The sequence below is a fragment of the Pseudomonas sp. 1 R 17 genome (assembly GCF_900067035.1).
Classification (GTDB): Bacteria; Pseudomonadota; Gammaproteobacteria; order Pseudomonadales; family Pseudomonadaceae; genus Aquipseudomonas; species Aquipseudomonas marginalis.
Genome location: NZ_FKLB01000022.1, coordinates 226,802 through 241,127 on the forward strand (window position 1 = coordinate 226,802; position 14,326 = coordinate 241,127).

A 14,326-nucleotide genomic window follows, 5' to 3' on the forward strand; every position below is an offset into this window, starting at 1 on the left:
GCTTGAGACTCTTGCTCCAAGAACATCAATTACACCGATTGATCAACAAGAGTCAGTATCATGCAAAGAATTCCCTGTGTGCTGATGCGCGGCGGCACCTCGAAAGGTCCGGTTTTTCTCGACTGGGATTTGCCCGCCGCCGTTGAAGCCCGCGACGAACTGCTGCTCAACCTGATGGGCTCCGGTCATGAACTGGAGATCGACGGCATCGGCGGTGGCAGCCCGCAAACCAGCAAGGTTGCGATTGTCAGCCCTTCGCTGCACCCGGATGCGGACGTTGATTACCTGTTCGTTCAAGTGATGGTTTCACAACGCAGGGTCGACAGCGCACCCAACTGCGGCAACATGCTGTGCGCGGTGGGCCCGTTCGCCGTCGAGCAGGGTCTGGTCAAAGGCACCCCGGAGCGCACCCGTGTGCGCATTCGCAACCTAAATACCGGCACCTTTATTCACTCCGACGTGTACACGCCGGATGGCAAAGTCAGTTACGAGGGCGATACCGCCATTGATGGCGTGCCCGGTACGGCGGCACCGGTGCAACTGACGTTCCTCGACGCAGCCGGCAGCAAGACAGGCAAGCTCTTTCCCACCGGTAACACGCAGGACGTGATCGATGGCATTGCGGTGACCTGTATCGACATGGCAATGCCCATGGTGCTTGTCGAAGCCAGCCAACTGGGCAAGCGTGGCGATGAGAGCCCGGCGGAACTGGACGCCGATAAGGAATTCCTGCGACGCCTTGAGACGCTGCGGCTGCAGGCCGGCCTGGCCATGGGCCTGGGCGATGTCAGCGACAAAGTGATTCCCAAGCCGGTACTGGTTTCGCCCGCGAAAGCGGGGGGCACGCTCCAGGTTCGTTACTTCATGCCGCACAACTGCCACCGCGCGCTCGCCATTACGGGCTCGATTGGTTTGGCCACTGCGTGTGTGATCGAAGGCAGCATCGTCGCGCAGATGCTCGGCGGGATCAGTACGCCGCGCCTAGAAGCGGTGCGTATCGAACACCCGAGCGGCGGGATTGATGTCGTATTGTCCTACACCGGCGTCAACGGTGAGACAATTCAGGCTTCAGTCGTACGCACCGCCCGCAGGCTTTTCTCCGGCTACGTCTACGCCACTGACTCGCAGCGCCTTGCCGGATAAATTCCGATAGTCGTTGGCATTTTTGCATCCGCACAATTCTAAAAATGGGTGATGCCATGAAAGTTGTTAAATCGCTCTACTTCCAGATCCTCTGCGCCGTGGCGCTCGGCATCGTGGTCGGGCATTTCTGGGCCCAGCAGGCCATTGCACTCAAGCCCCTGGGTGACGCGTTCATCAAACTGATCAAGATGATGATTGCGCCCGTGGTGTTCTGCACCATCGTCACCGGCATCGCAGGGATGAGCGACAAGCGCTCCCTCGGGCGCCTGCTCGGCAAAACCATGCTGTTGTTCTTCGTCCTCACGGTGATCAGCCTGGTGATTGGCCTGGTCGCGGTGTACGTGTTCCAGCCGGGCGCCGGCATGAACATCAATCCCAGCCAGCTGAGCACCAAAGGATTGGCCCAGTACACGGAGTCGGCCGCAAAGCTTGGAGTGGTGGAGTTTTTCATGCACATCATTCCCGAGACGTTTATCGGCGCCTTCAGTAAAGGTGAAGTGTTGCCGGTGCTGTTTATCGCGGTGTTGTCCGGCTTTGCCTTGTCGTCGCTGGGCGAGCGTGGCAAACCGGTACTCGACGTGCTCGAATCCGCCTCGCAAATGGTCTTCAAGATCTTTTCCTACCTGATGCGTTTTGCACCGGTCGGCGCTTTCGGGGCCTTGGCGTTCACTGTCGGCCAGTACGGCATCACCTCGCTGGGTTCGCTGGCGAAGTTGATCATGACCTTGTACATCGCCTGCGGCTTTTTCGTCTTCGTGGTACTGGGCAGCATTTGCCGCGCCAACGGTTTCAGCCTGTGGAAGCTGCTGCGCTACTTTCGGGAAGAGTTCCTGGTGGTACTCGGCACCTCCTCCACGGAACCGGTGATGCCGCGCATGCTGGAGAAACTCGAGGCACTGGGCTGCAAAAAAGGCGTCGTCGGCCTGGTGCTGCCCACCGGCTACTCGTTCAACCTGGACGGCACGGCCATCTACCTGTCGTTGGCGGCGATTTTCATTGCCCAGGCCTGCAACATTGATCTGAGCCTGACGCAGATCATCACCATGCTGGCGATCATGCTGCTGTCCTCCAAAGGCGCCGCCGGGGTTACCGGCAGCGGGTTCGTGGCACTGGCCTCGACCCTGACGGTCATTCACGACATCCCATTGGCCGGCCTGGCATTGCTGATCGGTGTTGACCGCTTCATGTCTGAAGCCCGCGCCCTGACCAGTCTGGCCAGTAACGCGGTAGCGACGGTGGTGATTTCGATGTCTGAAAATGCCTGCCACCGCGAAACGCTGAACCGGATGCTCGACGCAAAATCTTCTGCCGCACCGGGAAAAGCCTGGGACGACCTGAAGGACGCCAAACGCGTCTAGAGACAACCGGATAACGCTTCCCCCCTGACTTGACTGCCCCCCCTCCCCGCCAGGCGCGTTGTGCCGCCCGGCGGGTCAGGGCGCGTGCGCCTCGGCGTCAGCCATTTTTACGATAACAACAAGAGAATCGTCCTATGCTCGCTTTCCTTGGCTTGGCCATGGTGGTCGTATTCACCTATCTCATCATGACAAAGCGTTTGTCGCCCATCGTCGCGCTCACCGTGGTTCCCATCGTCTTCGCGGTGATCGGCGGCTTTGGCGGCACCACCGGCAAGATGATGCTCGACGGCCTGAAAATGGTCGCCCCGTCTGCCGCGTTGCTGCTGTTTGCGATCCTGTTCTTCGGCCTGATGATCGACGCAGGCCTGTTCGACCCGCTGATCCGCAAAATCCTGAAGAGGGTCAATGGCGACCCGATGAAGATCGCCGTAGGCACGGCCCTGCTGTCGTTGCTGGTAGCGCTCGACGGCGACGGCACAACGACCTACATGATCACCTGCGCCGCAATGCTGCCGCTGTATAAACGCATCGGCATGAACCCGATGATCCTGGCAACCCTCTCCATGCTGTCGCTGAGCATCATGAGTGGCATGACGCCCTGGGGAGGCCCTGCGACACGGGCTATTGCCGCGCTGGGCCTGGATGCCGGCGAGTACTTCGTGCCGTTGCTGCCGACCATGATCGGCGGTGCCCTGTGGGTGATCTTCACGGCCTTCATACTGGGTCGCGCAGAGCGCAAGCGTATCGGCAACGTGCAACTGCAAAGCGGCGGCGGCGATTGCTACATCGATGCGATTCTCGAGGACACGCCCCACAAACGTCCGAAGCGGGCCTATGTCAATCTGGTGCTGGTGATCGCGGTGATGGTGGCACTGGTGATGGGGCTGATGCATTCCGCGATCCTGTTCCTGATCGGCTTCGTGCTCGCGCTGATGATCAACTACCCGCAATTGGACATTCAGAAAGAACGCATCCTGGCGCACTCGGGCAACGCCATGACCGTGGTGTTGCTGGTATTTGCCGCCGGGATCTTTGCCGGGATCTTTTCCGGTACAAAGATGGTGGATGCCCTGGCACAGACCCTTGTCGACTGGATCCCGCCATCCTGGGGCCACCTGTTTCCGTTGGTGGTTGCGATCACCAGCATGCCGCTGACCTTTGTACTGTCCAATGACGCCTACTATTTTGGCGTGGTGCCGATCCTGGCCAATGCCGCCGCCGCTTATGGCATCGACCCGGTCGAAATCGCCCGCGCCTCGATCCTGGGCCAGCCTGTTCACCTCATGAGTCCGCTGGTGGCCTCGACCCTGTTGCTGGTGGGCATGGTCGATCGCGATATCGGCGACTTCCAGAAGGCCACCGTCAAATGGGCCGTGCTGACTTCCCTGGTCGTTACCGCCCTGGCCTTGTTGACCGGGGCCATCAGCCTGTTCACCTGATCCACCCATAACCCCTGCTGCCTTCCAGCGCGCGTCACTCACGAGGCGCGTGCCGACCTGTACCCCAAATAACAACAACGAGTCATTTGCCATGAACCCTATGTATACCCGTCGAGCTTTGTTTTGCGCGTTAGGCCTGGTACCCGTCGCGGCGGCCAACGCCGAAGGTTTTATTGATGACAGCAAGCTCAAGCTGCAACTGCGCAATGTGTATTTCAACGAGAACTTTCGCGACGAGCACGGCTTGAGTGCGCGGGCCGCCAGAACGGCAAAAAGCGAACGCACCGAGTGGGCCCAGGGATTTCTGCTGGACTATCAGTCCGGATTTACTGCGGGCCCCCTCGGCTTCGGCGTGGACGCCCTGGGGCTCTATGGGGTAAAGCTCGATTCAGGGCGCGGGCGCAGTGGCACCGGGCTCATGCCGGTGCATGATGACGGGCGGGCGGCCGGCGAGTTTGCCAGCGCCGGCGCTACGGCAAAAGCCAGGTTCGCCAAAACCACTGTCAAGTACGGCACCTTGCTGCCCAAGACGCCGGTGTTGATTTACAACGATGCGCGCTTGTTGCCCCAGACCTACCAGGGCACCCAGGTCAGCAGCAGCGACATCGAGAACCTGACCGTGACCGGCGGGCATCTGGACCGTTTCAAACTGCGCGACTCCACCAACAGCGTGCCGATCGTGCCTGATGGCTACAGCGGGGAAAGATCCGGAGATTTCAACTACGCCGGGGCTGAGTACAAATGGGGCAAAAACCTGCGCTTGAGTTATTTCTACGGGGAACTCGAGCACTTCTACCGACAGAACTTCGCTGGCATCCAGCATGACCTGCCGCTGGCCGGCGGCGTGCTGACCAGCGACCTGCGCTACTTCAACAGCGTTGATAGCGGCTCGGCCTACGCAGGCAAAATCGACAATGACATGTTCAACGGCCAGTTGTCCTACGTGATCTCAGGCCATACCCTCGGTGGCGGCTACCAGGCCCTTCGCGGTGATGCCGGATTACCCTACATCAGCGGCGCGACCGTCTACTCGTTCAGTAATGCCGGCATCGGCAAATTCATTGAGGAGGACGAGAAGACCTGGATGCTCAACTATGGCTACAACTTCGCCGCCGTCGGCGTGCCCGGCCTGACCTTCTCAACGCGCTACCTGAGCGGCAATGACGGCAAGTCCACCACCACAGTCAAGGAATGGGAGCGGGATACCGAGCTGGCTTACGTTGTGCAAGCCGGCACGTTCAAGGGCCTGGGCGTACGCATGCGCAACTATGTCTACCGCTCTGAGTTCTCCCGCGGCCGCGACAGTAATCGCCTCTACCTCACCTATGACATTGCCCTTTGGTAAGTCGACGATCGCGGCCCTTGCGGCCGCTTTCCTACAGATTCAGGTGAGGAACCCCACGCATGCTGTTTAAAAACAAAGTACTGATGCTGGTGCTGACTCCGGTGGTGCTGTTGTCCACGGTGCTGGCGCTGACAACGAGCACCACCTTGCTGTCGAGCGCCGAGCAGGAAGTCACGGCGACCCGGAAACGCCTGCTGGATGAAAGCCGGGAACGCTTGAAAGACTACGCCAACCTTGCCCGAACCTCGGTAGCGGAGCTGTATGCGCAGGCCGAGACGGGGGACACCGCAACGCGTGCGCTGGCGATCGCGCGACTGTCGAAAATGAAGTATGGGGACGACGGCTATTTTATCGGTTACGACAGTCAGGTCGTGCGCCTGTTTCGTGGTGACAGCAGTGAAGGCGTCGGCACCAACATGAGTGACCGCAAAGACAAGAACGGGATTTACCTGAATCGGGAAATGGTTGCCGCAGCGAAGAACGACAGCCACTTCGTCAACTATTCGGGGGCCCTGATCAATACGGATAAAGTCGCTCCCAAGCTGGCTTACAGCTTTTACTTGCCAGCTTGGGACATGGTCGTGGTCACCGCGATCAATCTCGACCGAATCGAAAGCCAGGTTGCCCAAGTACGAGGGGAAATCCATCAGCGTGTGCGCAGCCTGGTCTACGGGATAACCGTCATTGCCTTGATTGCGCTCGGGATCACCGGTGTGCTCGCAGTGTTAATGGTTAAAAGCAGCCTGCGTCCCCTCTCGCGGATTCGCGAGCACCTCGATGAGATCGCCGCGGGCGAAGGCGATCTGACACGGCGCTTACCCATCAGCCGCGACGAGTTCGGCCAGGTGGCCGTGTCGTTCAATGCCTTCGCCGATAAGATTCATGGGCTGGTCGGCCAGATCGTCGGCATGGCCAGAGAATTGAATACATCCGTGACCCAGGTGGCCGAACAGAGCAAATGCATCGATCAGGTCATGGAACAGCAACGCCAGGAAACCGATCAAGTCGCTGCAGCAATCAATCAGATGTCATCTGCGGCGCAAGAGGTCGCCAACAGTGCCCAGAGCGCTTCAGAGGCAGCGGGCGAAACCGATGTGCAGGCCCAGCACGCCAGGCAGGTCGTCAATGAAAGCATCACCCGGTTGGGAAGCCTGACCGAGGACCTGTCCGCGGGAGGCGCCTCGCTGAAAAGCCTGCAAGGCGATGTAGCAGGCATTGTCACGGTGCTGGATGTAATCCGCTCGATCGCCGAGCAAACCAACCTTCTCGCACTCAACGCCGCGATCGAAGCCGCCCGGGCCGGGGATGCAGGTCGCGGATTTGCCGTGGTTGCCGACGAAGTACGCGCGCTGGCAAGCCGGACGCAACTCAGCACCCAGGAAATTCAAGCGATGATCGAGCGCCTTGACCAGGCCACCACCAAGGTCGTCACTGCAATGAGTCACTCCGGCGCAGCAGGTCATGGCGCCAGCCTGCACGCTGGACAAGCCGGGCAGTCGCTGGGCAAGGCGGTCGAGTTGATCGTTACCATCAACACCATGAACGCGCACATCGCCAGCGCCGCGCAAGAGCAGACGTCGGTTGCAGAGGCCATCAATCGCAGTGTCCACCAGATAGCCCGCGCGATTGAAAACGTCGCAGACCAGACCCAAAGCGGCGTACACACGGTCGATGAGCTGTACGCCATCGGTCATCGCCTGGAAGGCCTGTTGAGGCAATTCAAGATTTAACCACTGTGTTTTCTGTGCGCCGGGCGTTGAGGCACTAACTGCGGCGCTCAAAGCGCGGAATCGGCAACCCCAGGCTTTCGCGCAGGGTCGTCCCTTCATACGCTTTGCGATACACGCCACGGGCCTGTAATAACGGTATGACGTCTTGGGTAAAACGCTTGAATTGCTCGGGGTGCCCGATGTAGATGTTGAAGCCATCCACGGCGCGGGCCTCGAACCAGTCGGCCATTTTCTGCGCGACCGTGTCAGCAGTGCCCACGAATGCGCCGGGACGCAGTTGGCGACCAAACTCTACGGCCTGGCGCAACGTGAAACCTTTCTCGCGCGCCTGATCGGCAATCCGTTTGGCTGCGGTAAAAAAGCTGCTGCGCGCAGACTCGAGGCTTGCCTGGGGAAACGGCGCATCGAGGTCGTACTGGCTGAAATCATGCCAGCCAAAGTTACGTCCAAATTCCTTCAGTGCGAGTTCAAAGCTGTGGTCGACCTGATGGTAGTGCTGCTCGATTTCACGGGCGTGCTCATCCGTGTCGCCGACATAAATTTCAGCGCCAGGCATGACCAGTATCTGCTCCGGGTCGCGCCCCCTTTGTGCTGCCCTGCCCTTTATATCGCGGTAGAAAGCCTGGCCCTGCTCGATACTGGCGGCATGGGTAAAGATCACATCGGCGGTGGCGGCACCCAGCTCGCGCCCCTGGGGCGAATCACCGGCCTGGAATATCACCGGCTGGCCTTGGGGTGAGCGTTGGATGTTCAGCGGGCCGACCACCGAAAAGTGCTCGCCCTGGTGATTCAGGCGATGCAGTTTGCTCGGGTCGAGAAACTGCCCGGTCGCCCGGTCGCGCACGAAGGCATCTTCCTCGTAGGAGTTCCACAAGCCCTGCACAACCTGGACGTGTTCAGCCGCTCGGCCGTAGCGCGTGTCGTAATCGTAGTGTTCGTCCCGGCTGTAGTTGCCTGCCGTGCCGGCATCGCCGCTGGTCACCACGTTCCATCCCGCACGACCTTTGCTGATCAGGTCCAGTGAAGCCAGGCGCCGCGCAACATTGTAGGGCGAGTTGTAAGAGGTGGTCAGCGTACCGACCAAGCCTATATGGCGTGTGCTCACAGCCAGTGCCGAGAGCAGCGTCAGCGGTTCCAGCCGATTCAGATAATGGGAGGGCGACCCCGGTGTGATGAACTGGCTGTCGACGATAAACATCAAGTCGAACAACGCCGCCTCGGCCTGACGCGCAATATCGATGTACCAATCGACGTTGACGCTGGCGTCGGCCGGTAATTGAGGATCGAGCCACAGGTTATGGCGACCCGGCCCGCCACTGCCCATCGTCAAGGCACCCAGTTTGAGCTGTCTGTTGGTCATGTCCAGAGTATTCCTTGACGCCTCACGGCTGGTTATCAGCGACGGCTGGCTGCAAGGACGCCGCGAATGACTGATCGAACAGATTGGCTGCCGGGTACGGTTTGACCAGCCCTTGGCCGGCAAAAAAGTCCACGGTTTTTTGCGCCTCTGCTGGCGACTGGGCAGTCACCGGCTCGACGGTGGTGCGCGCGCGGGCAAACCAGGCGCGCGCTATACCGGCGTCCGCACGCGTACGCCTGGCCCACGCATCGGCATAGGCGTCGGTGTTGGCCGGGGTTTGGCGAGCCCAGTCACGCGCCTTTTTCAGTCGCAGGAGAAAATCGCTGATCTGCACACGCTTGGCTTCGACGGCACGGGCGTTGGCTGCAATGAAGCTCTGGGCCGGAATCAATCCGTCAGCCGTCGCGAGCACCCGCGCACCTTGGCGTTCCTGCTGCGTAACGTAAGGTTCCCAGGTGGCGATAACGTCCACCGAACCGCCTTCCAACGCATGGGAGGCGTCCAGCGCGCTGAGGTAGCGCAACTCCAGTGAGTCTCGTGGCACGCCGGCTTTATCCAGCGCAGTCAACAGCAGTTGCTGGCTCCAGGAGCCTTTCCAGATGGCCGCACGTTTGCCCGCGAGATCCGCAAGGCTCCTGATCGGCGAATCCTTTTTCACCAGAATGGCCACGCCGTCGAGATTTTGCCGACTGACCGCAATCACTTTGATGGGCGCGCCTAATGCGCCCAGGAACAGCACGGGCGCATCACCCAGCAAGCCAATGTCCAGGCTGCCGACGTTGAGTGCTTCGGCAACCGGCGACCCGGCAGTGAACTGCTTCCATTCAAGGGTATAGGGCAGGTTTTCAAGCACCCCCGCCGCTTCCATCGCGGCCTGGGCGTTGTAGCTTTGGTCGCCCACCACCAGCGTTTGCGCATTCGCGGTCAGGCACAGCAATACGGCCGCCAACCCGGCCGCCAGTCTCGTCAGGTAACGCACGTTCGTCTCCAGATGCCTTGTCAGGCCGTTCAAGTCGATCCGCGCGTACGGTCTCGATAGTGTTCACAGGAATAATCTGCCCACACCATAAGGACCGGATCGGCCGCTGTAAACTTCTTATAATGCATAACGTAATTCTATAATAATGCGAAATAAGCATTTTAAGGCCGGCATGCACCATCTGTTTCCAGCATACCCCATGCTCAAACGTCATAATCCCCGACCCGCCTGCATGGTAATCTCGCGCGACCACGAATAGACATAGATCGTCACGTGACGATGACCAGAGCCAGGAAAGAACATGCCCAAAAAATCTCATTCGACGCTGCGCCGCAACTTCCGCGAATTGCTGGCCAAGCCGAGCTGCGTTGAAACCGCTTCCGTATTCGACCCCATGTCCGCCCGTATCGCGGCAGACCTGGGGTTTGAGGTGGGTATCCTGGGAGGGTCAGTCGCGTCGTTGCAGGTATTGGCGGCGCCCGATTTTGCCTTGATCACGCTGAGTGAGTTCGTCGAGCAGGCCACCCGTATCGGCCGCGTCGCCCAGTTGCCTTTTATTGCCGATGCCGACCACGGTTACGGCAATGCACTCAACGTGATGCGCACCGTCGAAGAGCTTGAGCGCGCCGGCGTCGCGGCATTGACGATTGAAGACACGCTGCTGCCTGCACAATTCGGGCGTAAATCCACCGACCTGATTTCCATCCAGGAAGGCATCGGCAAGGTCCGCGCCGCCCTGGAAGCCCGTGTCGATCCTGAACTGTCGATCATCGCCCGGACCAACGCCGGCGTGTTGTCCACCGAAGCGGTGATCGAGCGCACCCGGGCTTATCAGAAAGCCGGTGCCGACGGCATCTGCATGGTGGGTGTCAGCGACTTCGAGCACCTGGAGAAGATCGCGGAAAACCTCACCGTGCCGCTGATGCTGGTGACCTACGGCAATCCCAAGCTCAACGACGCCCAGCGTTTGGCGGATTTGGGCGTGCGCGTGGTGGTTGCCGGCCATGGCGCGTACTTTGCGGCGATCAAGGCTACTTACGACAGCCTCCGTGCCCAGCGCCAGCTGACCCACAGCACCTCGAACCTCAGTGCGACGGAACTGACCCATACCTACACGCTGCCTGAAAGTTACGTGGCGTGGGCCAAGGAGTTCATGGACGTGGAAGAGTAATAACTGCGTGGAGTAAGGGGCCAATTACTCCAGCGCCCTCGCCCTTGTTAGTTCAACTTAAAAACTCCCCATGGAAAAAAATCCGCCGTAGCAACTACGGCGGTAACCAAAGGGTATTGTCGAAGCAGAGCGGCTAAGACAGTCCCCACGCTACACCTCCCGCCGATTAAAAATAGTGAAGTTTAATTAATCGAGTTTCATCCCCGGCACACCTGCAGGCCGCGCAAACTCTGCCTGGAGTCAGCTTCGACAAACCCGTCGAAGACAATAAGAAACCGTAACGCCTCACTTTAAAACTCTGCCCATACAAGCGTGTACGCCTGCCAGACAGTGCGGCGTTTCTGTGCGCGTTCATTATTCCGGGGAAGTTAATAACATGATTAAACAGTGGAGCCTGTTGGCGCTGGCGGTGTGCGCCAGTATCAGCCCCGTGGCGTTTGCCGAGTCCGTCACGGACCAGGCCGATGCCAAGGGTTTTATCGACGGCAGCAGCGTCACCGGCTTGTTGCGCAACTATTACTTCGACCGCGACCGTGCGAGCGGCAAGGCCGACAACCGCGACTGGGCCCAGGGCGCCATGCTCAACTACGCCTCGGGCTTCACCCAGGGCACCCTCGGCTTTGGCGTGGATGCCTACGCCTACGGCGCGCTGAAACTCGACGCTACCCACGCGGACGCCGGCACCGGCGACCTGCCGACCGATCGGCACGGCGATCCCGAGAATGCCTACGGTTCCGTCGGTGCTGCGGTGAAACTCAAAATTTCCAAGACCCAGTTGAAGTTCGGTGACATGCAGCCCACCGCGCCGGTCTTCGCCACCGGCGGCACCCGCCTGCTGCCGCAGACCGCCACCGGCTTTGATCTCACCAGCAGCGAAATCAGCGGACTGGACCTGGAAGCCGGGCACTTCACCAGCACCAACAGCGGCATGACCAGCAACCATGACCACGATATTTACGCCACCTACGCCAACGTGGCGGCCAACAGCGCGAGCTTTGTCGGCGGCAAATACACCTTCACCCCGTCACTGAGCGCGACACTGTATGCCGGCGAACTGGAAGACATCTGGCGCCAGTACTACACCAACCTCAACTACGTCATCGCCCTTCCCCATGACCAATCCCTGGCCCTGGACGGCAACCTGTACCGCACCCTCGACACCGGCGCCGCCAAGGCCGGCGCGATCAACAACACCGCCTACTCGGTGGCGGCGGCCTATTCGTTCCTGCAGGCGCACACGCTGACGCTGTCGTTCCAGAAGGTGCACGGCGACACGCCCTTTGACTACATCGGCACCGGTAACAACGGCGCGGGTGAAGGTGGCGATTCGGTGTTCCTGGCCAACTCGGTGCAGTGGGGCGACTTCAACGGGCCGGGCGAGCAGTCGTGGGGGATTCGTTATGACTTGAACATGGCCAGTTATGGCGTGCCGGGGTTGAGTTTCATGAGCCGTTATATCAACGGTTCGGACATCAACGGCACCCACACCCCGGTCAACAGCGCCTATGCCGGCGATTACGGTGCCGACGGCGCCCATCACGAGACGGACGTGGAGGCCAAATATGTGATCCAGAGTGGCCCGGCAAAAAACCTGTCGTTGCGCGTGCGTGATGCCATCGTGGCGTCCAACGCCGACCAGCGCGATGGTGACTTGAATGAGCTACGGGTGATCGTCGACTACCCGTTCACCTTGCTGTAAAGGGAGCTTTGTCAGGAGAGGGAATGGCTCCCTCTCCACGCCTAAGACGCGATCAGCCTACCCAGCCGACGGCAGTTTTCGGAATCACTTCCGACTCATCCAGTTTCGACGCAAACATACTCACAGCCTGCACCGCATCACTGGTGCTGGTGCGAATCTGCAAAATCACCGAACCCGCCTGGTCCGCCAGGTTCACACCGCGTTGCGCGCCCTCTTGGGTGGAGCTCATGCTGGCCACCGCGTCGCGGGTTTCCGACAGGATCATGCCAATCATCTCGGCGATTTCCGCGGTAGAGCGGCTGGTACGCCCCGCCAACTGCCTGACCTCATCGGCCACCACGGCAAAACCACGCCCTTGGTCGCCCGCACGGGCAGCCTCGATGGCCGCGTTGAGGGCCAACAGGTTGGTTTGGTCGGCGATGCCTCGAATGGTATTGACGATGGCGGTAATTTGCTCGGAGCGCTCGCCCAATTGCCCGACCAGACGCGCCGATGCGCCGATGTTCTCGGCGATCCGGCGCATCTCTGTCGCCGTATCCTGGATCACCTGGGTACCGTGCTCGGCAAACCGCTCGGTCTCGGAGGAAATATGGTAGGCCCGGGAGGCGCCGCGTGAGTCTTCCTCGAACTTTTCCACGCGTTCAGTGATGTCACTGGCAAACTTGACGATCTTGATCAGCGTGCCGTCGCCGTCGTAGACCGGGTTGTAACTGGCCTCCAGCCACGCGACACGGCCATGCTTGCCGAGACGTTTGAATTGCCCGGTGAAAAATTCACCGTTGTTCAAGCGTCGCCAGAAGTCGGTGTACTCACTGCTGTTGATCAGGCTGGGTTCGCAAAACAGGCGGTGGTGCTTGCCTTTGATTTCGGCCAGCGTATAGCCCATGACGTGCAGAAAGTTCTCGTTGGCGTCCAGCACCTGACCGTTCAAGTCGAACTCGATCACTGCCATGGCCCGATCCACTGCGGCCAGTTTGCTGCGGGTCGCCGCCTCCTGTTCGACTTTGGCGGTGACATCCAGGGCGTACTTGACCACTTTCAGCACTTGGCCACGCTCATCCAGCACCGGGTTGTAGCTGGCTTCCAGCCAGACGGTCTTGCCGTGGGCATCCACGCGCTTGAAGGTGCCCGATACGAACTTACCGGCCTTGAGCTCACCCCAGAACTGGCTGTAGGCGGGGCTGTTGGTCAGCGCCGGCAAGCAAAAGTCCCGGTGGGATTTGCTCGCCAATTGGTCGCGACTGTAGCCCAGGGTTTTCAGGAAGTTATCGTTGGCACGCAGGACCTTGCCGTTGAGGTCGAATTCGACTACCGCCATGGAGCGTTCCAGGGCGCTGATCAGTCCTTTGTACTCGGTGACTTCGGCCGTCCTGGCCGCCAGTTCGGTTTTGAGTGTTGTATTGAACATGACGAGCCCTCAGCCGTGCGGAAAAACCTGTGTCTTGACTCGCTATCGGCTGGGAAATACGCGACTTTAAGGGGCGCAGCAGGATTATTTTCTGGCGTCAAATTATTGCTTGAGCCCGCAGGATTCAAGGCTTTGCGGCAAGCGAAGCCAAGCGCTCCCGCATACCGGTACTGGCCGCCGGGCCGGCCTGCAACACACAGTCCTCCAACGGCACGATGTGTCCCTCTGCACTCGCCAACATCGGCTGCACCGGCCGCCCCGTGTCCCGCTCGACCAACTCGACACTGGTGCCTTCTTCGGCGTAATGCCGGTTGCCCCACGCCACCAGCGACATCAGCACCATGCGGAAATCCTCGCCCTTGGCGGTCGGCACATATTCATAGCGCGGCGGCCGCTCACTGTAGGCCCTGCGCTCCAGCATCCCCGCCTCCACCAACGCTGTCAGGCGGCGCGTGAGCATGTTCGGCGCAATGCCCAGGCTGCGCGAAAACTCATCGAAGCGGCGCAACCCCTGCAACGCGTCGCGCATGATCAGGATGCTCCACCACTCCCCTACCCGTTCGAGGCTGCGGGCGATGGGGCATTCGTCGCGGGTCAGGGACTTGCGTTGCATAAAGGTTCCTAGGGGCCGGTGCAAAGTTGTGTGACGCCATGTTACTTTCATCATGATAGTGACGTCCATAGAGTCTGAACC

General features: G+C 60.0%; 11 protein-coding genes and 2 pseudogenes. 8 read left to right on the forward strand and 5 right to left on the reverse strand.

Annotated elements, in window-relative coordinates; translation table 11 throughout:
• Positions 1 to 60 precede the first annotated feature (60 nt).
• The 6 genes and pseudogenes from BFP99_RS07765 (at position 61) to BFP99_RS34000 (ending at position 7,015) form a co-directional block, all read left to right on the forward strand.
• Positions 61 to 1,143, forward strand: coding sequence for a 4-oxalomesaconate tautomerase (locus BFP99_RS07765; protein ID WP_065927553.1), 1,083 nt, complete (start codon positions 61 to 63; stop codon positions 1,141 to 1,143).
• 44 nt (positions 1,144 to 1,187) lie between these two features.
• Positions 1,188 to 2,501, forward strand: a complete 1,314-nt coding sequence (locus BFP99_RS07770; RefSeq protein WP_065947010.1) for a dicarboxylate/amino acid:cation symporter — start codon at positions 1,188 to 1,190, stop codon at positions 2,499 to 2,501.
• A gap of 134 nt (positions 2,502 to 2,635) precedes the next feature.
• Entirely contained in the window at positions 2,636 to 3,940 is a 1,305-nt protein-coding gene (locus tag BFP99_RS07775) for a CitMHS family transporter (RefSeq protein WP_065947011.1), read from the forward strand.
• 100 nt (positions 3,941 to 4,040) lie between these two features.
• Entirely contained in the window at positions 4,041 to 5,285 is a 1,245-nt protein-coding gene (locus tag BFP99_RS07780) for an OprD family porin (RefSeq protein WP_370737645.1), read from the forward strand.
• 83 nt (positions 5,286 to 5,368) lie between these two features.
• Positions 5,369 to 6,157, forward strand: a pseudogene (locus BFP99_RS33995) (cache domain-containing protein); the annotation flags it as partial.
• 102 nt (positions 6,158 to 6,259) lie between these two features.
• Positions 6,260 to 7,015 (forward strand): methyl-accepting chemotaxis protein, encoded by a 756-nt coding sequence (locus BFP99_RS34000; RefSeq protein ID WP_370671279.1) that lies wholly within the window; start codon positions 6,260 to 6,262, stop codon positions 7,013 to 7,015.
• A 34-nt stretch (positions 7,016 to 7,049) separates the two neighbouring features.
• Here BFP99_RS34000 and BFP99_RS07790 read toward each other — a convergent pair whose 3' ends face one another.
• Both BFP99_RS07790 and BFP99_RS07795 read right to left on the reverse strand, forming a co-directional pair.
• Positions 7,050 to 8,375 carry an LLM class flavin-dependent oxidoreductase gene (locus BFP99_RS07790; RefSeq protein WP_065927558.1) on the reverse strand — a complete coding sequence of 442 codons (1,326 nt, stop codon included), beginning with the start codon at positions 8,373 to 8,375 and terminating at the stop codon, positions 7,050 to 7,052.
• A gap of 22 nt (positions 8,376 to 8,397) precedes the next feature.
• Positions 8,398 to 9,354, reverse strand: coding sequence for an ABC transporter substrate-binding protein (locus tag BFP99_RS07795; RefSeq protein WP_065927559.1), 957 nt, complete (start codon positions 9,352 to 9,354; stop codon positions 8,398 to 8,400).
• Between the two features lie 301 nt (positions 9,355 to 9,655).
• Here BFP99_RS07795 and BFP99_RS07800 point away from each other — a divergent pair, with 301 nt between their 5' ends.
• Both BFP99_RS07800 and BFP99_RS07805 read left to right on the forward strand, forming a co-directional pair.
• Positions 9,656 to 10,525 (forward strand): isocitrate lyase/PEP mutase family protein, encoded by an 870-nt coding sequence (locus BFP99_RS07800; protein WP_065927560.1) that lies wholly within the window; start codon positions 9,656 to 9,658, stop codon positions 10,523 to 10,525.
• A 376-nt stretch (positions 10,526 to 10,901) separates the two neighbouring features.
• Positions 10,902 to 12,224 (forward strand): OprD family porin, encoded by a 1,323-nt coding sequence (locus BFP99_RS07805; protein ID WP_065947013.1) that lies wholly within the window; start codon positions 10,902 to 10,904, stop codon positions 12,222 to 12,224.
• A gap of 52 nt (positions 12,225 to 12,276) precedes the next feature.
• Here BFP99_RS07805 and BFP99_RS34005 read toward each other — a convergent pair whose 3' ends face one another.
• The 3 genes and pseudogenes from BFP99_RS34005 to BFP99_RS07815 all read right to left on the reverse strand — a co-directional run bounded on the left by BFP99_RS34005 (position 12,277) and on the right by BFP99_RS07815 (position 14,245).
• A complete protein-coding gene (locus BFP99_RS34005; RefSeq protein ID WP_249226984.1) occupies positions 12,277 to 12,861 on the reverse strand; it encodes a methyl-accepting chemotaxis protein in 585 nt (194 codons plus the stop codon).
• Between the two features lie 3 nt (positions 12,862 to 12,864).
• Positions 12,865 to 13,632, reverse strand: a pseudogene (locus BFP99_RS34010) (PAS domain-containing protein); the annotation flags it as partial.
• 124 nt (positions 13,633 to 13,756) lie between these two features.
• Positions 13,757 to 14,245, reverse strand: a complete 489-nt coding sequence (locus BFP99_RS07815; RefSeq protein WP_065927563.1) for a winged helix-turn-helix transcriptional regulator — start codon at positions 14,243 to 14,245, stop codon at positions 13,757 to 13,759.
• Positions 14,246 to 14,326: the final 81 nt, after the last annotated feature.

What these genes read in the sequence shown, in the direction of transcription:
- BFP99_RS07765 (WP_065927553.1), top strand. Translation starts at nt 61, where the DNA reads ATGCAAAGAATTCCCTGTGTGCTGATGCGCGGCGGCACCTCGAAAGGT.
- BFP99_RS07770 (WP_065947010.1), top strand. Translation starts at nt 1,188, where the DNA reads ATGGGTGATGCCATGAAAGTTGTTAAATCGCTCTACTTCCAGATCCTC.
- BFP99_RS07775 (WP_065947011.1), top strand. Translation starts at nt 2,636, where the DNA reads ATGCTCGCTTTCCTTGGCTTGGCCATGGTGGTCGTATTCACCTATCTC.
- BFP99_RS07780 (WP_370737645.1), top strand. Translation starts at nt 4,041, where the DNA reads ATGTATACCCGTCGAGCTTTGTTTTGCGCGTTAGGCCTGGTACCCGTC.
- BFP99_RS34000 (WP_370671279.1), top strand. Translation starts at nt 6,260, where the DNA reads ATGGAACAGCAACGCCAGGAAACCGATCAAGTCGCTGCAGCAATCAAT.
- BFP99_RS07790 (WP_065927558.1), bottom strand. Translation starts at nt 8,375, where the DNA reads ATGACCAACAGACAGCTCAAACTGGGTGCCTTGACGATGGGCAGTGGC.
- BFP99_RS07800 (WP_065927560.1), top strand. Translation starts at nt 9,656, where the DNA reads ATGCCCAAAAAATCTCATTCGACGCTGCGCCGCAACTTCCGCGAATTG.
- BFP99_RS07805 (WP_065947013.1), top strand. Translation starts at nt 10,902, where the DNA reads ATGATTAAACAGTGGAGCCTGTTGGCGCTGGCGGTGTGCGCCAGTATC.
- BFP99_RS07815 (WP_065927563.1), bottom strand. Translation starts at nt 14,245, where the DNA reads ATGCAACGCAAGTCCCTGACCCGCGACGAATGCCCCATCGCCCGCAGC.